The sequence below is a fragment of the Shewanella litorisediminis genome (assembly GCF_016834455.1).
In the GTDB taxonomy this organism is placed as follows: Bacteria; Pseudomonadota; Gammaproteobacteria; order Enterobacterales; family Shewanellaceae; genus Shewanella; species Shewanella litorisediminis.
In genome coordinates this window covers 1,847,499-1,868,405 of record NZ_CP069213.1, presented here as the reverse complement: position 1 = coordinate 1,868,405, position 20,907 = coordinate 1,847,499, and the positions used below count along the sequence as shown (strand labels likewise).

14 protein-coding genes are annotated in these 20,907 nt (G+C 54.3%); 6 read left to right on the top strand and 8 right to left on the bottom strand.

Going from position 1 to position 20,907, the window contains the following annotated elements:
• The first annotated feature begins 139 nt into the window (after positions 1-139).
• The 4 genes from JQC75_RS08095 (at position 140) to JQC75_RS08080 (ending at position 4,797) form a co-directional block, all read left to right on the top strand.
• Positions 140-1,357 carry an aspartate aminotransferase family protein gene (locus JQC75_RS08095; RefSeq protein WP_203326888.1) on the top strand — a complete coding sequence of 406 codons (1,218 nt, stop codon included), beginning with the start codon at positions 140-142 and terminating at the stop codon, positions 1,355-1,357.
• A 77-nt stretch (positions 1,358-1,434) separates the two neighbouring features.
• Positions 1,435-2,481, top strand: coding sequence for an arginine N-succinyltransferase (gene astA / locus JQC75_RS08090; protein WP_203326887.1), 1,047 nt, complete (start codon positions 1,435-1,437; stop codon positions 2,479-2,481).
• Positions 2,482-2,489: 8 nt separating this feature from the next.
• Entirely contained in the window at positions 2,490-3,965 is a 1,476-nt protein-coding gene (astD, locus tag JQC75_RS08085) for a succinylglutamate-semialdehyde dehydrogenase (protein ID WP_239002111.1), read from the top strand.
• Positions 3,966-3,993: 28 nt separating this feature from the next.
• Complete coding sequence (locus JQC75_RS08080) at positions 3,994-4,797, top strand: DUF1338 domain-containing protein (RefSeq protein WP_203326886.1); 804 nt, start codon at positions 3,994-3,996, stop codon at positions 4,795-4,797.
• Positions 4,798-4,929: 132 nt separating this feature from the next.
• Here JQC75_RS08080 and JQC75_RS08075 read toward each other — a convergent pair whose 3' ends face one another.
• The 8 genes from JQC75_RS08075 to JQC75_RS08040 all read right to left on the bottom strand — a co-directional run bounded on the left by JQC75_RS08075 (position 4,930) and on the right by JQC75_RS08040 (position 14,908).
• Positions 4,930-5,517: a cytochrome c3 family protein gene (locus JQC75_RS08075; protein WP_203326885.1), complete on the bottom strand. Its 588-nt coding sequence runs from the start codon at positions 5,515-5,517 to the stop codon at positions 4,930-4,932.
• Between the two features lie 8 nt (positions 5,518-5,525).
• Positions 5,526-5,999, bottom strand: coding sequence for a nitrate reductase cytochrome c-type subunit (locus JQC75_RS08070; protein WP_203326884.1), 474 nt, complete (start codon positions 5,997-5,999; stop codon positions 5,526-5,528).
• 11 nt (positions 6,000-6,010) lie between these two features.
• Positions 6,011-8,500 (bottom strand): nitrate reductase catalytic subunit NapA, encoded by a 2,490-nt coding sequence (gene napA / locus JQC75_RS08065; protein WP_203327162.1) that lies wholly within the window; start codon positions 8,498-8,500, stop codon positions 6,011-6,013.
• Between the two features lie 2 nt (positions 8,501-8,502).
• Entirely contained in the window at positions 8,503-8,760 is a 258-nt protein-coding gene (locus tag JQC75_RS08060; protein WP_203326883.1) for a chaperone NapD, read from the bottom strand.
• A gap of 43 nt (positions 8,761-8,803) precedes the next feature.
• On the bottom strand, positions 8,804-8,965 hold the full coding sequence (locus tag JQC75_RS08055) for a periplasmic nitrate reductase, NapE protein (protein WP_203326882.1): 162 nt from the start codon (positions 8,963-8,965) through the stop codon (positions 8,804-8,806).
• A 473-nt stretch (positions 8,966-9,438) separates the two neighbouring features.
• Positions 9,439-13,308 (bottom strand): ATP-dependent RNA helicase HrpA, encoded by a 3,870-nt coding sequence (gene hrpA, locus JQC75_RS08050; RefSeq protein ID WP_203326881.1) that lies wholly within the window; start codon positions 13,306-13,308, stop codon positions 9,439-9,441.
• Between the two features lie 113 nt (positions 13,309-13,421).
• The gene (locus JQC75_RS08045) at positions 13,422-13,838 is read right to left on the bottom strand and encodes a CBS domain-containing protein (protein WP_203326880.1); all 417 of its coding nucleotides are present in this window, start codon (positions 13,836-13,838) and stop codon (positions 13,422-13,424) included.
• A gap of 86 nt (positions 13,839-13,924) precedes the next feature.
• A complete protein-coding gene (locus JQC75_RS08040; protein ID WP_239002142.1) occupies positions 13,925-14,908 on the bottom strand; it encodes an isoaspartyl peptidase/L-asparaginase family protein in 984 nt (327 codons plus the stop codon).
• A 157-nt stretch (positions 14,909-15,065) separates the two neighbouring features.
• Between JQC75_RS08040 and JQC75_RS08035 the strand changes: the two genes are divergently transcribed.
• Entirely contained in the window at positions 15,066-16,940 is a 1,875-nt protein-coding gene (locus tag JQC75_RS08035) for an autotransporter assembly complex protein TamA (protein ID WP_428985248.1), read from the top strand.
• Complete coding sequence (gene tamB, locus JQC75_RS08030) at positions 16,937-20,860, top strand: autotransporter assembly complex protein TamB (RefSeq protein ID WP_203326878.1); 3,924 nt, start codon at positions 16,937-16,939, stop codon at positions 20,858-20,860. The genes JQC75_RS08035 and tamB overlap by 4 nt, the downstream gene beginning before the upstream one ends.
• Positions 20,861-20,907 lie beyond the last annotated feature (47 nt).

Below are 20,907 nucleotides of genomic sequence, written 5' to 3'. Positions count from 1 at the left end.
CCGTTATTTTGCAAATTTAGCCGGACATATTGTTAATAACGCTGCTGCAAATTGCAACTTCTGCTCAATATAATACAGGGATAACTAAAGAAAGGGCCTTGAGTCCTGCTATAAAACAATACAAAAACAGAGGCTTTGCATGCATATCAACAGAAGTTTATTCGATGAAGTGATGGTTCCCAACTACGCGCCATCTCCTATCATTCCGGTAAAGGGCCTTGGGTCACGCCTGTGGGATCAGAATGGTCGTGAGTTTATTGATTTCGCCGGTGGCATTGCCGTTAACTGCCTGGGCCATTGCCATCCTGCGCTGGTCTCTGCCCTGACTGAACAGGCACAAAAAGTGTGGCACCTGTCCAACACCATGACCAACGAGCCTGCACTGATGCTGGCCAAAAAACTCGTCGATAACACCTTCGCCGAGAAGGTGTACTTTGCCAACTCAGGCGCCGAAGCCAACGAAGCCGCCCTTAAACTGGTACGCCGCGTGGCACTGAACAGGTTTGGTGCGGAAAAATCACAAATAATCGCCTTCAAACAAGGCTTCCACGGCCGCACCCTGTTTACCGTATCCGTGGGTGGTCAGCCTGCCTACTCCGATGGCTTTGGCCCCAAGCCTGCCGATATCGACCATGCCGAATACAATAACCTTGAAAGCTTGAAGGCGCTGATTTCCGACCGCACCTGCGCCGTGGTACTTGAGCCACTGCAGGGTGAAGGCGGCATCATTAATCCAACCCCGGAATTCATCAGGGGCGTGCGTGAACTCTGTGACCAGCACAATGCCCTGCTGGTATTCGATGAAGTACAAACCGGCGTGGGCCGCACCGGGGAGCTCTATGCCTATATGGGCCTGGGCGTAACCCCGGATGTGCTGACCACAGCCAAAGCCCTTGGCGGTGGTTTCCCCATTGGCGCCATGCTGACCACCACTGAACTGGCCAAGCATCTGGTGGTGGGCACCCACGGCAGCACTTACGGCGGTAACCCGCTGGCCTGTGCCGTCGGTCTGGCGGCCTTCAACACGGTGAACACGCCTGAAGTACTCAATGGCGTGAAAGCCCGCGAGCAGCTGTTCCGTGATGGCCTCAGTGCCATCAACGACAAGTACAAGGTCTTCACCGAAGTACGTGGCAAGGGCTTGCTTCTGGGCGCTGCGCTCAATGCCGACTATGCCGGCAAAGCCCGCGACTTTATGCTGGCCGCCGCCGAAGAAGGTGTGCTCTTGCTGATGGCCGGTCAAAACGTGGTGCGTTTCGCCCCTTCTCTTATCATCCCTGAGGCAGACGTTCGGGAAGGCCTGGCGCGTTTCGACGCCGCCATCGCCAAATTGGTAGCCAGGCTTAACGCCGGTTAAGCCCCTGAGGCACTTGTGCGAACAGGCGATGGGCACTGAGTCCCTTCGCCTTCCACACTGACCAAGAGAACCGAATTATGTTACTTATCCGTCCTATACAGGCTTCGGACTTCCCTGCGCTGATGACCATGGCGCGGGAATCCGGTGCAGGCTTTACCTCCCTGCCCCTGTGCGAGCGAAAACTGACCCAGAAAATCGCCCATTCTGAAGCAAGTTTTAACGCTGATATCGATGAGCCCGGCGAGCAGGGTTACCTGTTTGTACTGGAAGACACAGACACAGGCGAGATCCTTGGCGCCTCGGGCATCGAGGCCTCGGTCGGCCTTGGCAGCCCGCTGTACCATTTCCATAAAAGCACTGTGGTGCACCAGTGTAAGGAGCTGGATATTTTCAATCCGGTGGAAGTCCTGACCCTGGGGAACGATTACACCGGCGTGACCGAAATCTGCACCCTGTTTTTGCGCGAGCCTTACCGGGTGGGTCTTAATGGCCGCTTCCTGTCCAAGGTGCGCTTTATGTACATGGCCGAGCACCCCAGGCGGTTTGCCAAGCTGGTGATTGCCGAAATGCGCGGGGCCGCCGACGAAAACGGTCAGCCACCCTTCTGGGGCTGGCTGCGGGAAACCTTCTTTAATATGGAGTTTTCCAAGGCCGATTACCTGATTGGCGTGGGCAACAAGGGCTTTATTGCCGACCTGATGCCCCGCTACCCCATCTATGTGGATCTGCTGCCCAAAGCCGCCCGGGATACCATAGGCCAGGTGCATGAAAACACAGTTCCTGCCCTTAAGCTTTTGGAAAACGAAGGCTTTATGCATCGCGGCTACGTTGACCTGTTCGATGCCGGCCCCACGGTGGAAGCCCAGCTTAAACAAATCAAGTCGGTGCGCCAGAGCCACAGGGTCAAGGTGGTGATAAGCCAAAACCCTGCCGAGCATAAAGGCGAGTTTCACCTGGCGGTGTGCAACTGCGACAGCAAGGAATTCCGCGCCACCGTCAGCGACGAATGTCGTCTGGACACAGAAACACACAGCATATTGATGAGCCCGGCTATGGCCGATGTGCTCAATGTCGCCGAGGGCGATTTGGTGCGGTACCTGAATCTCGACAAGGGGGCCAAATGAGCTCAGTTATGAAAAATCCATCAAGTTGCCAGTTTATTGGTGGGCAGTGGCAGACAGGCCACGGCAAGGGCTTCGAGTCCATTAATCCGGCCAATGGTGAGGTTATCTGGTGTGGTAATGGCGCAAATGCCGAGCAGGTCGATGCCGCCGTTAAGGCTGCCCGCAGTGCATTTTACAACTGGTCAGCCATGCCACTGGCAGAACGCCTGGCCATAGTGGAAGCCTTTGGCGCACAGCTTGGCGAAAACAGCGAAGCCATGGCGCGCCTTATCGCTGAAGAAACCGGCAAGGCCCTGTGGGAGAGCCGCACCGAAGTGGCTGCCATGACAGGCAAAATTGCCATTTCCATTAAGGCTCATGCTGAGCGCACCGGCACAGTGGAAAACCCCATGCCGGGTGCCCGCGCCTTTATCCGCCACAAACCACACGGCGTGGTGGCGGTATTTGGCCCCTATAACTTCCCGGCCCACCTGCCCAACGGCCATATAGTGCCTGCTCTCATTGCCGGAAATGCAGTGCTGTTCAAGCCGTCAGAACTGACCCCAAAAGTGGCACAGTTCACGGTAGCGCTGTGGCAAAAGGCAGGCTTACCCGCCGGTGTGATTAACCTGTTGCAGGGTGAAGTGGAAACCGGCAAGGCGCTGGCGGGTCATCCTGGTATCGACGGTCTCTTCTTTACCGGCAGCTCCAATACAGGCCACCTGCTGCATCAGCAGTACGCCGGCCAGCCGGGGAAAATTCTGGCATTGGAAATGGGCGGCAATAACCCGCTTATCGTCAAAGATGTCGTCAATGTGGATGCTGCGGTACACGACATCATCCAATCGGCCTTTATCTCCAGCGGTCAGCGCTGCACCTGCGCCAGACGTCTTTTCATCAAGAAAGACGCCAACGGCGATGCCATTCTGGCCAAGCTGATTGAGGCCAGTCGTCAAATCCGCGTAGACGAGCCCTTTGCCGACAACCAGCCCTTTTACGGTGCCATGATAAGCGCTAAAGCGGCAGCGGCTATGGTGAAGGCGCAGGCCGACATCCAGTCACTGGGCGGCATCTCACTGCTTGAGCTCAAGCAACCGGATCCGGCGCTGGGTTTCGTTACACCCGGTATTATTGATGTCACCCACGCCAGGGCGCTGCCTGACGAAGAGCACTTTGGCCCCCTGCTTAAAGTCTATCGCTACGATAACTTCGATGCCGCCATCGAGGAAGCCAACAACACCGCCTTTGGCCTGTCGGCCGGGCTGCTGGCCGACAACGAAACGGATTATGCGCACTTTTTCAGCCGCATCCGTGCGGGCATCGTCAACTGGAACAAGCCCATCACGGGCGCGTCCAGTGCCGCACCTTTTGGCGGTATTGGCGCCAGCGGTAACCACAGGGCCAGCGCCTACTACGCGGCCGATTACTGCGCCTACCCTGTCTCCTCAGTGGAAGCCAGCAGCGTCAGCCTGCCAGCCAATCTGAGCCCAGGTCTCAGTATTTAACACCCTACTTTTTATCAGGACTAGTAATATGCACACCCAGATTAATGAACTCTTCTCCAACCTTTGGCAGGACTATGTGTCGGTTACGCCCTCTGCACAGAAAATTCATGCCCTGCTTGGCTCGACCCAGCAGGATGATGTGCAAAACGACCATATCGCCCTGCGCACCTTCAATATCGAGAAGATTAACCTGGAAAAACTGGCTGCTCACTTTCTGGCACTGGGCTATGTGGAGTGCGGCGAGTACCACTTCGAAACCAAGAAGCTTTATGCCAAGCACTTCGAGCATCCGGATGCCACTCAGCCCAAGGTGTTTATCTCTGAGCTGCTTTTGGAAAAATGCTCCCCTGAGTTGCAGGCCATAGTGCACAAGCTGGTCGAGCAAATCGATGTGGCCGCCGTGACTGCCGATAACTTCCTGTATTCAGGTCGTCACTGGAGCATCGACCAGGCCACCTACGAAACCCTGCTCAAAGAAAGCGAGTACGCCGCCTGGGTTTCTGTGTGGGGTTTCCGTGCCAACCACTTCACCGTCTCGGTGAACGCCCTGAAAAACTACGAAACCCTGGCCTCTGTCAACGAAGCCCTTAAAGCCGCCGGTTTTGTGCTCAATACCTCTGGCGGCGAAATCAAAGGCAGCGAAGAAGTGAAGCTCAAGCAGTCTTCAACCCTCGCCGATGAAGCTGTGGTGGAATTCACCGATGGCAAGCGCATGGTGCCAAGCTGCTTTTATGAGTTTGCCCGCCGCTTCCCACTGGAAGATGGCCGCCTGTATCCAGGCTTTGTTGCCGCCTCCGCAGACAAGATTTTTGAGAGCACCAACGCTCGCTAAGCCCTGATCTGTTTGAAAAAAGCCCGGTCAATTGGCCGGGCTTTTTACTGTTTACGCTATCGATGCCGCATACAAAAGATATAAAAAAAACCGTGGCTTGCCACGGTTTTTTCACTTACGCACAGAGCGCCTTTACCAACCTTTAACACCAGACATGTCGGGCAGATGGTGCGCAATCCCCTTGTGACAGTCGATACAGGTCTTTTCACCGCTTGCCAGCGAGGTGGAGTGCATTTGCGCGGCCCTCGGTGACTGACGGGTAAAGTCCATGTAGTCAAAGTTGTGGCAGTTACGGCATTCCAGCGAGTCATTCGCCTTCAGACGTGCCCACTCGTGCTCAGCCAATTCACGGCGCTTGGCTTCGAACTTCTCACGGGTGTTGATGGTACCAAACACCTTACCCCACACCTCTTTCGATGCCTGCATCTTACGGGCAATCTTATCGGTCCAGTTGTGCGGCACGTGGCAATCAGGACAAGTGGCACGCACACCGCTTCGGTTGGTGAAGTGGATAGTCGTCTTCAATTCTTCATAGACGTTGTTTTCCATCTCGTGACAACCGATACAGAAGGCCTCCTGGTTGGTGGCTTCCAGGGCGGTGTTAAAGCCCCCCCAGAAGATGATACCGGCCACAAAGCCCCCGATGGTCAGGAAACCAAGGCTGTAATGCACACTGGGCTTCCTGAGGGTTTGCCATACTTTTTTAAGCTTTTCCCACATAGCGACTCCTAGTGTTTAGCCTTGACCTGATCCGCTTTAAGCAGATGATCAATGTCAATAAACTCGTTGTCAACCAGTGGCTTGGCATCCAGCTGAGGCACATGGCACTGCACGCAGAAGTAACGGCGTGGTGACAGATCCGCCAGGAAGTTATTATCCCTGTCCATATAGTGAGTCACGCTGACCATGGGGGCCTGGGACTCACCGGTACGGGTACGGGCGTGGCACGACATACACTTGTTCACTTTCAGATCCAGCTGATAGCCATCAATCTTGTGGGGAATGACGGGTGGCTGCATCGGATAACTACGTGCCAGCTTGACATCTTTGTTCAATACCTGCTGCATGGCAGGTGGTGTCACCTCCACATCCAGCGGCGCCTGACGCAAAGTGGCAATTTTCTCATCGGTTACTGTACTGGCATTGGCCAGACAGGCGAAGGCAACCAGAGTAAGCGCAGAGAGTGTTTTCATTGTTTTCATGGTTTGTCTCCTCAAGCCTTCAACACTTTGACAGCACACTTCTTGAAGTCAGTCTGTTTGGACAGAGGATCTGTCGCATCCAGGGTGACCTTGTTGATGAGCTGACTGGCATCAAACCAGGGAACAAACACCAGGCCTTTTGGCGGCTTGTTACGACCACGGGTCTCCACACGGGTGAGAATTTCACCACGGCGGGATACGACTTTCACCTCATCACCACGGCGCAGGCCACGTGCTTTGGCATCGTCAGGGTGCATAAAGCACACTGCATCCGGGAAAGCGCGATAAAGCTCTGGCACACGTTGGGTCATGGAGCCTGAGTGCCAGTGTTCAAGCACGCGGCCGGTTGAGAGCCACATATCGTATTCGGCATCGGGCGACTCTGCAGGCGGCTCATAGGGCAGTGCAAAAATCACTGCTTTGCCATCTGGCTTACCGTAGAACTCGAAGCCCTTGCCTGGTTTGACATAAGGATCTGAGCCTTCACGGTAGCGCCACAGGGTTTCTTTGCCGTCCACCACGGGCCAGCGCAGACCATGGGCTTCGTGGTACATGTCAAAGGGTGCCAGGTCGTGGGCATGGCCACGGCCAAACTCGGCGTACTCTTCAAACAGGCCCTTCTGAACGTAGAAACCAAAGTACTGGGCTTCGTCGTTTTCATATTTGGCATCAAGGTCGGCCAGCGGGAATTTATCCACGTTGCCGTTCTTGTAGAGCACTTCGTAAAGGGTTTTGCCCTTATAGGATGGGTTGGCTTCCAGTACGTCTTTTGGCCAGACTTCATCTGTGGTAAAGCGCTTGGAGAACTCCATCAACTGCCACAGGTCTGAGCGTGATTCGCCGGGAGCCTTCACCAGCTGGTGCCAGAACTGGGTACGACGTTCGGCGTTACCATAGGCACCTTCTTTTTCAACCCACATAGCAGTAGGCAGAATAAGGTCGGCAGCCTGGGTGGTCACCGTTGGATAGGCATCCGACACCACGATAAAATTGGCTGGATTACGGTAACCTGGCAGGGTTTCTTCCATCATGTTAGGCGCAGCCTGCATGTTGTTGTTCACCTGTACCCAGTAGACGTTCAGATCGCCGTCTTTCAAGCGGCGGTTCTGCTCAACCGCATGATAGCCTGGCTTGGGTGGAATAATGCCCGCCGGGATTTTCCAGATGCCCTCCGCAATGGCGCGGTGCTTTGGATTGGCAACCACCATGTCGGCAGGCAGACGGTGAGCAAAGGTACCCACTTCCCGGGCGGTACCACAGGCTGAGGGCTGACCGGTCAGCGAGAAGGGGCTGTTACCGGGGGTAGAGATCTTGCCTGTGAGCAGATGGATGTTGTAAATCAGGTTGTTACACCACACGCCGCGGGTATGCTGGTTGACACCCATGGTCCAGAAGGATGTGACCTTGGTGTTGGGATCGGCATACAGTTTGGCGAGTTCCACCAGCTTGTCTTCGGCCACCCCGGACATCTGGGAGGTCTTTTCCAATGTGTACTCAGACACAAATTCCTTGAACGCAGCGAAGTCGATGGGGCTCGAATCCCCTGCTGTTTCAACGTTTTTCGCCTTTTGCTGCAATGGGTGGGTCGGACGCAGACCGTAACCAATGTCAGTCACACCCTGACGGAAGTTCACATGCTTCTTGACGAAGTCATGGTTCACCATGTCGTTCTGGATGATGTAGTTGGCGATAAAGTTGAGGATGACCAAATCGGAATGTGGGGTGAAGACCACAGGCAAGTCGGCAAGTTCAAAGGAGCGGTGCTCAAAGGTAGACAGCACGGCGACTTTAACGTGGGGCGCGCTCAGGCGACGGTCGGTCACCCGGCTCCACAGAATGGGGTGCATTTCAGCCATGTTGGAGCCCCACAGCACGAAGGCGTCGGCGGCTTCCATATCGTTGTAACAGCCCATGGGCTCGTCCATACCGAAGGTGCGCATAAAGCCCACTACGGCAGAGGCCATACAGTGACGGGCGTTGGGATCAATGTTGTTTGAACCGAAACCGGCTTTCATCAGCTTGGAGGCGGCATAGCCTTCCCATACTGTCCACTGGCCTGAACCAAACATACCGATGGCAGTTGGGCCCTTTGCCTTGATGGTGGCTTTCCATTTTTCAGCCATCACATCGAAGGCTTTGTCCCAGCTGATGGGAGTAAATTCGCCATTTTTGTCGTACTGACCATTGGTCATACGCAGCATGGGAGTTTGCAGGCGGTCTTTACCGTACATGATTTTGGACAGAAAGTAGCCCTTGATACAGTTGAGGCCACGGTTGACTTCGCTGTTGGCATCGCCGTGGGTAGCGACCACCCGGCCGTCACGGGTGGCGACCATGACAGAGCAGCCGGTACCGCAGAAACGGCAAGGTGCCTTGTTCCAATCCAGCTTGGTTTGCTCTGAGCTGGTGATGAGGTTACTTGCCGAAGTCGGCAAGGCCAGCCCGGCCACACCGGCCGCTGCCAGCGCGGCATTGGCCTTCATAAATTCACGTCTGTTCATTTTCATTGCTCATCCTCTTCCAGCACTTCGCTCTGGTGATAAACCATGGTGGCCGACATCACCCCCGGTAGGGCGTTAATGGCTTCGATACCGGCCAGCAATTCTTTCTGGCAGTTGCCCTCTAACACCACAACCAACTTGACCTCGTTATTCACCGACAGCTCGGCGCCGGGCATTTTCAGTATTTGCCCCCGGACTTCGGCCATTTTTTCCGGTAACACCTGAACTATCAGGCTGGAGACGTGGAGTTCATTGCTCATAGGACATTCCAGTAATATTGAAAAATTCTGTTTGGACCCGGGTTCAACCCGCCCCCGGTGGACCGGTGAATATCTGGCTTAGCCAGATGGCGAAACCCAGAGCAGACACCAGGCCTACTGCCAGGAGCGGCGCCAAAAATACGGTCAGAAAGATAAAGATCTTCAGCTCCAGACGCTTTTCATCTTGTTTGGGATCGGAACTCATGTTTCCTCCATCGGCCTCGGGCATTGCCCAATGTTGGCTGCATCGTTACTTCAACTTCAGTCAGCGCAGCTTCTCTTTCGGTTTCGATCATACCCGTTCAATGTTAACAAACTGTATACCCCTAAATCGGTAAACAGAAAGCCACTTGATCCAGATCATCTATTTGTGTGTATTTTTAGGGTCGTCATGGTTTTCAAGCGCTTAGTTCGATTGTTTTTTATCTGATAAGCAGGATATTGCTATTCAGCCTTTGCTAAAGCTAGGCCAAAAAATCAGCAAGTGACAGGCGTAAAATGGCTGAATTTTGAAAAATATTTACAAAGAGGTAGACATAGAAAAAAACGGGCCGTGATAAAGATCACAGCCCGTTATTCACTATGGGGAGGTACTGCCATGAAACACCCGGGTTGCGGTGCCACTTAAGCGGCACCTTTGTTCAGGCAGCACCCTGCTCTGAAGTGTGTTTTAACAGCCTATTGTTGAATGTGGAGCAGCACGCGCTTTTCCGAAATGGGAACTGAGGTGCCCAGCACCTGGGCAAACAACGACACCCTGAGCTCTTCAATGAGCCAGCGCGCCTCCAACAGATGCTCAGGCACCGGTTGGCTTTTGGGCACCTTGCCGAGCTGAGCCTCCAGTGCCTGCTCAACCTTGTGGATGGACAGCAGCTGCAATTTGTCGCGAACCGGATCCACCGGGAGCTTCTCCAGGCGATGTTCGATGGCCTTTAAGAAGCGGATGATGTCGCTCAACCTTGCATGACCGCAATCGGCCACAAACCCCTTGTATACCAATCTGTCGAGCTGCGTTTGTATGTCACTCATGGCAAAGGCGATATCGAGACTTATCTTGCCCTTGAGGCGCTTCTTGATTTGATTGTGCAGGGTGAGAATTTGCTCCACTTTGAGGGAGATTTGCTCGGCCACACTGTTCAAGTCGGCGCGCACCGCATCCCTTGCGCTGTCGAACCCGGCCTTGCTGCGCACTTCAAGCCGCTGCCCGTCCAGAATCTGCGCCACCGCCGCATCTATGATGTCGTCAATCAGCAGCTGGACCTGCCCAAAGGGGTTAAAGTACATGGCAAGCTTGGCCTTGTTGGGCAGCGCCTGCTGGAGATGCTTAACCGGCGACGGGATATTGATAAGCAGCAAGCGGCGCACACCCCGGGCATGGGCCTTTTGTGCCTGGTGCTCATCATCAAACAGCTTAACGGCCACCGAGTCTTTTTCATCCACCAGCGCGGGGAAGGCTTTGACCTCATAGTTGCCTTTTTTACGCTGAAACTGCGCGGGTAAATCTTCGATGCTCCACTCGGTCAGCCCGGCTTGCTCAATGCCGGACTTGGCGACCTGACGGATGGCCTTGGCCACCACGCCCTGTAAGTTCGCCTTGAGGGCATCGAGATCCCGGCCCTCACCCACCAGCTTGCCGTGGTCATCTTCAATTTTAAAGTGCATCAAAAGATGCCTTGGGAGTTCAGTCAGCACAAAGTCTTCAGAGCTCACCCTTGTGCCTGTCATGCGCAGCAGTTGTTTAGCCAGGGAATCGAGAAGCGGCAGCTCCTGTGACATAGCCTGAACCGCCGCACGGGCATAGTCAGGCGCCGGCACAAAGTTGCGCCTCTGTGACTTGGGCAGTGATTTAATCAACGCAACGCATTTTTCTTCCCTAAGGCCCGGCACCAGATAATCAAAGCCGTTGTCTTCCACCTGATTGAGCAGCGCCACCGGAATGTGCACACTGACGCCATCATCCTGTGCGCCCGGTTCGAAATGGTAACTCAGGGCGAAGCTTAAGTTGCCCTGATGCCACACATCGGGAAAGTCCAGTTTGGAGACATGCCCAGTCTGGCGGGCATAGAGCATCTCTTCATTGAAGTTCAAAAGTTCTGGCTGTTTGCGTCTGGCTTCCTTCCACCAGCTGAAGAGTCTCGGGGCATTGTAGATGCCTTCAGGCAGCCGCTCGTTATAGAAGTCAAACAGCACCTGCTCATCCACCAGAATGTCTCGGCGACGGGACTTATGTTCGAGCGACTCCACTTCTTCCAGAAGCTTCTGGTTATGAAGGAAAAAGGCTTCCCGGGTTTTCAGCTGACCTTCAGCCAACGCGCTGCGGATAAAGATTTCCCGCGCTTCGGTAGCATTGATTGGGCCGTACTGCACCTTGCGACGATTCACCACGGTAAGGCCGTAGAGTACCTGATTCTCAAACGCCACCACCGCGCCCTGATTGGCCTCGAAATGTGGTTCGTTGTGCTGCTTCTTGATGAGGTGGGTCGCAAGCTCTTCAAGCCACTCGGGCTCTATTTTGGCGCAGCCACGGGCAAACAAACGACTGGTTTCAGTAAGCTCCGCCGCCACTATCCATTTGGGGCCTTTTTTCGCCAGGGGCGAGCCCGGGAACACGTAAAAACGGCGATTACGGGCGCCCAAATACTCGTTGTTATTGTCTTTAAAGCCAATATGGCTCAAGAGACCGGACAAGAGCGCGCGGTGCAGGCTGTCGTAGTCCGCCGGCACGCTGTTGAGCTTAAGTTTCAGCTCATGCACGCTCTGGCGCACCTGGGTATAGAGGTCTTGCCATTCCCGCACCCGGAGATACGCGAGATATTCCTGCTTGCACAATTTACGGAACTGGCTGGCGGAGAGCGCCTTTTGCTGCTCCTTGATGTAGTTCCACAAGTTGAGCAAGGAAACAAAGTCAGAGTCTTTATCGGCAAAGCGGCTATGGGCCTCATCGGCGGCCTGCTTTTTCTCAAGTGGGCGCTCCCGCGGGTCCTGAATGGACAACGCCGAGGTGACCACCAGGGCTTCGTGCAGGGCGCCCCTGTCAGCCGCCTCAATCACCATGCGGGCAAGACGGGGGTCCAGTGGCACATGGGCAAGCTTGCGGCCAAGGGGTGTCATCTGCGGCAAGCCCTTCTTGAGCTTGATGGCCTGCAGTTCTTCCAGCAGCAAAAAGCCGTCTTTAATATGGCGCTCATCGGGTGGCTGAATAAAGGGGAAGCCCTCGATGTCACCCAGGCCAATGGCAAGCATCTGCAATATCACAGACGCCAGATTGGTGCGCAGAATTTCCGGGTCGGTAAATTCCGGCCGTGACAGAAAATCCGTTTCTTCATAAAGACGAATACAAATACCCGGCCCTACCCGGCCACAACGTCCCTGACGCTGGTTGGCGCTGGCCTGACTGATGGGTTCAATGGGCAGGCGCTGCACCTTGGTGCGATAGCTGTAACGACTGATGCGTGCCGTACCCGGGTCAATCACATAACGAATACCGGGCACAGTAAGCGAGGTTTCGGCCACGTTGGTGGCCAGCACGATTCGCCGACCTGTGTGTGACTTGAACACCTTGGACTGCTCGCCGTAGGACAGGCGTGCGTAGAGGGGCAATACCTCGGTATCACGGTACTGCCTGCGGGACAGCTGCTCGGCGGTGTCACGGATTTCCCGCTCACCGTTCATAAAAATCAGGATATCGCCCGGGCCTTCGGCCATCAGCTCATCGACGGCCTCGAAGATCCCGTCCATCAAATCCAGATCCGGCTCATCGTCCTTCACCAGCGGCCGATAGCGGGTTTCCACCGGATAGGTGCGACCCGACACTTCAATCACGGGGGCATTGTCAAAATGGGTTGAAAACCTGTCCACATCGATGGTGGCCGAGGTGATGATAACCTTGAGATCCGGGCGCCTCGGCAACAGCTGCTTTAGGTAACCCAAAATAAAATCAATATTGAGGCTGCGCTCGTGGGCTTCGTCGATAATGAGAGTATCGTATTGATTCAGATACTTATCTGACGACAGCTCTGCCAGCAGGATACCGTCGGTCATCAGCTTGATATAGCTGTTTTCATTGATGGCATCGGCAAAACGCACCTTAAAGCCCACGGCTTCACCCAGCGGGCTTTGCAGCTCTTCGGCGACCCGGGTTGCCACACTGCGGGCAGCCAGACGGCGTGGCTGGGTGTGACCAATCAGGCCACGACTTCCCCGGCCAAGCTCAAGGCAGATTTTCGGCAGCTGGGTGGTTTTACCCGAGCCTGTTTCACCGGCAACTATCACCACCTGATGATTGGCGATGGCCTCGGCGATATCGTCGCGCTTTTGCGAGACCGGCAGATTATCGGGAAATTGAATGCGTGGACGCGCGCTGAGTCTGGCGTCTACCTTGGCTTTGGCCGCTTCGGCCCGCTCGGCCAGACGCTCGAATGCAGCGGCCTTGGCAGCCTCGTCACCGAGACGCTCAATGTCTCTGAGCTCACGGCGAATACGGGCCACATCCGATTGATAACATTGTTGTAAATATGCACGGGAGAGAGTGTGTCTTGCAGCGCTCAAAACCGGTTTCCATTGCCTGAAACAAAGACCAGGGATCCTAACAAGAAGTACGGCATTTGGGTATGAAAAAAGCCCTGGCAGGCAGGGCTTTTTAAGCTGATGGTTTCCGGCTGTCAGGCCGGTGCAAGATAGCATTGCTGCATATAGACGTTCATGGCCTCAAGCACGTGGGTACGGTTGATAATGCCTATCACCTTGCCATTATCCACCACCGGATAGATTTTCGGCTTGGCACCTGTCATTTGCTCGGCCAGCCGCAGAACGCTGTCATCGGGCGAGACCTGCAGTACATCGGTCCGCATAACATCCGCTACGGTTGCGGTTAAATCACAGTGATAACTGCTCTTGAGCATGATGGCCAAACAATCCTGCTGGGATAAAAAGCCCACCAGATGTTTGTCATTATCTACCACGGGTGCGCCATTTTTTTTGTGTTCCAGCAACAGCTCAACGGCCGTAGCAAGCGTCATCTCAGGTTTGAGCATTACGGCCTGCCTGTCCATATGCTCCCTGACTTTAATTGAATCCATTGCATTCCCCTGTCAGTTGTTACACTTCCAAGTGTAGGAAAGAACTGCGGTGATTGCCTGCCAATGGTTTCGATTGCCTCAATCTGTTATTTGTCACGCCAGATCATAATTAATGGCTCGTCTTTATTTACCCGGCTGGCGCGGTACATGCCTTCGGTATTGAAAGGTGTAGCCACATTGCCCTGGGCATCGATGGCGATAATGCCACCACTGCCGCCAGCCTCCACCAAGCGCTGGTTAATCACCTCATCAGACGCCTGGATAACGTTCTTTTGCTGATACTTCATCCGGGCACAAATGTCGGCGGCCACGTGATAGCGGATGAAGTATTCACCATGCCCCGTGGCAGAAACCGCGCATACACCATTCTCGGCATAGGTGCCTGCCCCGATAACCGGCGAGTCGCCGATACGGCCAAAACGCTTGGCGGTCATTCCTCCGGTCGAGGTCCCGGCCGCCAGATTGCCGTTTTTATCCAGGGCGACCGCGCCCACAGTGCCAAACTTGTAATCCAGATCCAGACTCGTGGCCGATGCATGAAAATCTTTGGCGGCGCTTTCGGCGGCATTGATTTTCGCTTTGGCGTCCAGGAGCTGCCGGTAACGGCTGTCGGTATCAAAGGTATTGGCCGGCACCAAAGGCATCCCCTGTGTCAGGGCAAATTCTTCAGCCCCCACACCAGACAGCATTACGTGATCAGATTTATTCATCACCATTAATGCCAAATCAATGGGATTTTTAATGTGCTTAACACCGGCCACGGCACCGGCATTCATGGTATTTCCATCCATGATGGAGGCATCGAGTTCATGGGTACCGTCGAAGGTGTATACGGCGCCCATACCGGCATTAAACAGCGGACTGTCTTCAAGAATATTGATGGCAGCCTTGACCGCATCGAGACTGTCGCCACCTTTTGCCAGAATTTTATGACCGGCGTTAACGGCTTCTTCCAGTTTGTCGCGGTACGCCTGCTCCTGCTCTTCGGTGAGCTTGGCCTTGGATATGGTGCCGGCCCCGCCGTGAATGGCAATGCCGAAAGGATTCTCTTGCGCTGACGCCGGGGACATGGCTACTCCAAGACTAAAAAGGGCGGTGAATATGGCGGGGTATTTGTTCATCTTATTCTGCTTTAGTGTGACAACTGTGTGTTCTTTTTAACGATTTCGCGCACCAAACACAATCCCACCTTGCCGGGCATGCCGGATACAGCGACAATAAAACCCAATGGAGCAACAACTGCAACCCGGGACTTTTGCGCCTTTGAAAGCGAATTTTTTAAGTATTCTCACAGCCGCCACCTTAATTGGCCCCATGCAGGTCAACGCAGACAGCGATCCTTTACTGCGGATAAACGTCAGCGGCGTGGATGAAGCGCTCGAAAAAAATATCCTTGCTCACCTGGGCTCCTTGCCGGAATCCCAGGAGCAAAGGCGTGCATTCCTGTTTAATGTTCAAGACGGTGTTGACGATGCGCTGCAGTCTGTTGGCTACTACCATGGTGAACTCAGCCAAAAACTGAGTCGCCCGGATAAAGGTCCCTGGGAGCTGCAGCTGACGGTCACTCCGGGTGAACCAACCCGGATAGATTGGGTGGACATTCGCTTTGCCGGTGAAATGCTCAATGACGCGACTTTTAACAAATGGCTTGACGGTGTAAACCTCAAGCCGGGTGAGATTCTCAATCATGGTATTTATGAAACCCATAAGGCCGAGCTGAGTGCATTAGCCCTGTCCCGCGGCTATTTTGACAGCAAGTACACCAAAGCAGAAATCCGGGTAAACCGTGATGAGAACCGCGCCACCATCAGCCTGCATTTTGATTCCAGCGACCGTTACCGCCTCGGTGATGTTAGCTTTGAAGGCGATACCCTGGATGAGGGGTTTCTAGACAAGCTCATTCCCTTTAAACACCAAAGCCCCTATGCAACAAAGCGGCTTTCAGCACTGAACAGCCGCTTGCAGGAAACCGGTTATTTTCGCTCTACCAAGGTTCTCCCTCTAATCGACAAAGCTCAAAACGGGGAAGTTCCCATAAAAGTTGAGCTGGAAAACCGACCGAATCACTCCATTGAACTCGGCTTGGGGGCAGACATCGGCTCAAGCAGCGACAGCACATTCGAGCCCAGAGTCAGGGTGACCTGGCGCACGCCACAAATCAACAGCCACGGCCATTCCCAGGAAACCAGCATCGAATGGTCCCCTGACAGGCCAAAGTTTTTAACTACCTATACCATCCCCCTCACCCATCCGCTGGACGATCAGTTAAAACTGAGGCTGGGGCTGTTGCGGGATAAATACGGTGTAACTCAGGTGTATGACCCTGAGGCGCTGGACTTCAGAAACACAGGTCAGTTGGAGTCCAGTAAACAGTTGCTGGGGGTGCTCAGACAGCAGTCACTTGCCGATGGCTGGTTGATGGGGTACTCGCTGGATTATATCCGTGAGAGCTATACCCAGTTTGATACAGATTATTCGCCTTCTTTCCTGCTGGCAGGTTTTAGCCTGTCCAATACGGTCAGGGGGGATGCGACTCTCGACCCCAAGTGGGGTTATCGGCATTCCTACAGTGTTGATTATGCCGATCCGGCCCTGGGCTCAGCCACCCGCCTGACCCGCTTTCAGGCCAAATTCAAATGGATAGACACCTTCTTTAGCAAACACCGTGTGGTTGCCAGGGCCGATTTTGGCTTGAATCTGGTGAACGACGGGGACCTGGCGTTGGTACCGCCTTCACTGAGGTACTTCACCGGCGGCGATCAGAGTATCCGCGGCTACGCGTTTCAGGAAATTGGGCCCTATATCGAGTTCACCAATGATGATGGCCAAATCGCCCGCGAAGTCATAGGGGGCCGCTACCTCGCAGTCGGCAGCCTTGAATATCAATATTATCTGACGCCGACCTGGCGTTTGGGCTCCTTTGTGGATGCAGGTAATGCGTTTGATAAGGAACAGTTTGAACCCGTGGTATCAGTTGGTGGTGGAGTCCACTGGATCTCTCCCATAGGCCCCATCAAGCTCGACTTGGGTGTTGGCCTGACTGAAACCGATACGCTGGAGCGCTCATGGCGAATCCACCTGACCATGGGTAGCGAATTATGAGCCAGAATATGACCCAAACCCCACCCGAGAATTCCGGTATTCCCGGTACGCCCGAGAATCTGGCAAAGACCCTGCGGTGGTACCACCCCTGGCCGCTGTTCAAGCTCATTACCCGGTTATTGGTTTACATACCGCTGCTTGTGCTTGTCATACTGGCCCTGTTGCTGGGCACCCCCTTTGGCGCACGGATTGCCGTGGGGCTTGCCACCAGCCTGGTACCCAATTTCAGCGCGGATTATTTGAGCGGCAGTATTAACCGCGACCTGGCTCTGAGCAATATCAATTGGTCCATGGATGGCATTGCCGTTGAAGGCAAAGAACTACTGCTGGAATGGAAGCCGTCTTGCCTTCTCGCCAATGACGTGTGTGTGCATAACCTGTCCCTCGATGGCGTTTCCGTGCTGATAGAAACGGACAAACTTCCCAAAGGCGACAGCGAGCCCTCGCCCGCCCATGAAAAGCTGGTTTTACCCTTAACCATATCCCTGGATAAGGCGCAGTTAACCGAAGTCGATGTGCGCGTCGATACCATGCGATTCGGCGCCGACTACCTGATGGCGGCCGCAAGCTGGCAGGCAGACGGGTTAGAGGTGAATGAGTTACAAAGCCGTGGCTTACGTGTGTCTATCCCCGCAGCGCAAGAGGCAGATACGCCAGCGCAAGGCGTTCCCCAAACCGTGAATAACACGCTTGCGGATAGCGCAGTGCAACCGGGCAGCACACAAACGGGCGGCACCGGGGAGAAACACAGCTTAGAGCCAAAGCAGCAGCACTGGCCCCTTGCCAATTTGCCGACCATCGCCTTGCCAATGAACCTGCAATTGCAAAAGGCCGAACTGACCGATACCCAACTCGCTATACTGGGCGAAGAGGAAGTCATAAGCCATCTGCTGTTGGGAGCTGATTTCGACGGCAGCGCACTGACTGTGCATGAACTGATTCTGGAACATCCCGAAGCCGAATTAGAGCTTAAAGGCACGGTGAATTTGTCCGCAGACTATCCCATGGCGCTCACACTTCACGCCACCACCCACTCGCCCTCTCGTTTCCCCGATATCGGCGAGCAGCAATTGCAACTCGACCTCAACGGCAGTTTGACGCAGTTGATTGTCAAGGCGCAGGGCAAAGGTACCCTGGATTTCGAGCTTGATGCCGAGGCCGCGCTGTTAAACCCAGAGTTACCCTTCTCGCTGACCCTGAGCAAGACGAATGTGGGTTGGCCATTGCAGTCACCTCAATACCAGGCTCAGGATCTCTCATTGGTTTCCAGCGGCAACCTGAACGCCCAAACCGCCACGGTTAACGGCATGGTTATCACGCCATATCACAACCCGCTTTCGCTCGCCTCCGCCTTTAATCATCAGGACCAAGCCATCGAGATAAGTGAAGTGAACCTATCGGGTGAACCCGGAGATATTCATTTAAGCGGCACACTGAATTATGCCGACGGACTTCGCTGGCAAGCCGCTGTCAGCTTTGAAAAACTTACCCCCTCAGCCCTTATCTTGCCAGAGAGTGTAACCTTACCCTCCGGAAGTCTGGATGGCGTCTTTGACACAGAAGGCAGCTTTAAAGAGCAGTGGCAGATCAGCGTTTCTCAGACTGATATTCGGGGTGAACTGGAAGGCTTTCCCCTTACCCTGACAGGCAACGTGACGGTTAACGATAAGCTGCATATCAGTGCCAGCGACTTTTTATTAAGCGCAATGGGCGCCGAACTCACCCTCAACGGCAATGTGGAAGATAACTGGGATCTGCAAGGCGATATCTCAGCGCCGGACTTATCGCTGCTCACTGAAGGGCTTAGCGGCGAGTTGGTGGCCAATCTTGATGTCAGTGGCACTAATCAGGATCCCCTGGTTAACCTTAAAGCCCAGGGCGATGAGATTCAATTTGGTACAACCCAGCTTGAGTCACTGTCAATAAAGGGCTTATACCAACCGTTCGCCAAACATGAATTTGCCCTGTCTGTAAAAGGTACTCACTTAAACCTCGGCGGCCGCAAACTCGACACGGTTACCCTGGGCGCCAAGGGCGATATCACCAAACAGCGTCTTCGAGCAGATAGCTTTGGCGATATCCGGCTCGACACAGTGGTGGAAAGCCAGTTCAACGAAAAAACGCAGCAAGTCACAGCGCGCATGACCCGGTTTGATCTCGGCACAGAATTTGGTAATTGGACCTTATACGAGGATATGCAGCTTAACTGGCAATTAGCTACTAACAGCGGCACCCTGGGTGAGACCTGCTTCAGCCAGGGTGACAACGCCCTGTGCCTGACAAAGCCGGCCACCCTTGGCAGTACTGGCGATGTGGCCATCAGTTTCCGGGGAGAGCCCGGCGCCATCATAGATAAACTGCTTCCAAATAACATGGATTGGAAAGGCCATGCCCGCCTCGACGCCACCATTGATTGGAGCCCCAAGCAAAAACCGTCCGGCGAGCTGAGCCTGATATTTGATCCTGGACTGTTCACACTGTTACGACCAAACGGCAGTCTGGTGGAGTTGGGCTTTGAAGCTCTGTCTGCAAAAGCCACGCTCAATCCTGAAACTCTGATGGCAGAACTGAGCCTGCGTTCCTCCCGACTTGCAACGCTGGACAGCCGTATCGAAGTTGCAGTCACGCCTGAACGGACGCTGAGCGGTTATATCAATCTTGAGCGTATCAAACTCGATGCCCTGAGAGAGTTTTTACCCCAATTCGATACCCTGGAAGGCGAAATAAGCAGCGAACTTACCCTTGCCGGGAGTTTGATGGCGCCTGAGGTCAGTGGCAAGCTGGCGCTCGCCAAAGGCGCATTTTCTGCCAGTGCCAATCCGACACTGGTAAGCGATGTTGACATGCTGATGGCCTTCGCAGGCCAGCAAGCCACACTCAATGGCAGCTGGCTCATGGGCGATGGCAAGGGTGGCGTTAACGGTACCCTCGCCTGGCCCGATGGGCAGTTCAGCGGCGAGTTGGCCGTCAAAGGCGACAAACTCGCCATGATAGTGCCACCAATGGCTCTACTCTATATATCGCCAGATCTGACACTGACCTTTGATACCACCAACTTGGATTTAAAAGGGGGTGTCAGTATTCCCTCCGGCAACATCAAGATACTGCAGTTGGCAGAAGGCGGGGTTGCCATATCCCCCGATGTGGTATTTGATGACTCCATCGCAGATGGAGGGCAAAAAACCAGCCCCTATGGCGTTACGGCCGATCTCAATATCCGGGTGGGCGATCAGGTGAAAATTGAAGGCATGGGCCTTAAGGGACGGCTCGATGGAACCCTGCGATTACAGCAACAAGCCTTTAAGCCACCTTTACTCTTTGGTGACGTCAAGGTGCTCAGTGGCAGCTACAAATTTATGAGCCAAACTCTGAAGATCCCCAAGGGGGAAGTTCAGTTTGTTGGCCCGCCACAGCTGCCCAACCTCAATATCGAAGCCATCCGAGAGATAAAAGATGAGGATTTGGTTGCCGGTGTCAGAATAACCGGCACAGGTATGGCGCCAGCGGTTACCCTCTTCTCCAATCCGTCGAAAGAGCAAGCGGAAATCCTGTCTTACATACTGAAAGGCAAAAGCTTTGCAAGCAATGACAGTGGCGATAACAACGCGCTGATGGTAGGCGCCGCACTCTCACTTGGCTCATCACTTTCCGGAGGTGCTATGAGCAACATTGGCAGCACGGCCACCTCTCTGGTAGAAAAATTTGGCTTCTCCAATGTGCAACTTGATGCAAATGATGACGGCCGGGTTGCCATCAGCGGCTACATAGGTGAAAACCTGATGGTGAAGTATGGCGTGGGTGTGTTCAACCCGGGCTATGAAATGACAGTGCGCTATTACCTGCTTTCGCAGCTGTATTTGGAAACTGTGTCGGGTACCGTTGGCCAGTCGCTGGATATCTATTACAGTTTCGATCTCTAGCCTTGGTCTGGGTGCTCAGAAGATAGCGTGGCGGCCTCAGCGTTGCC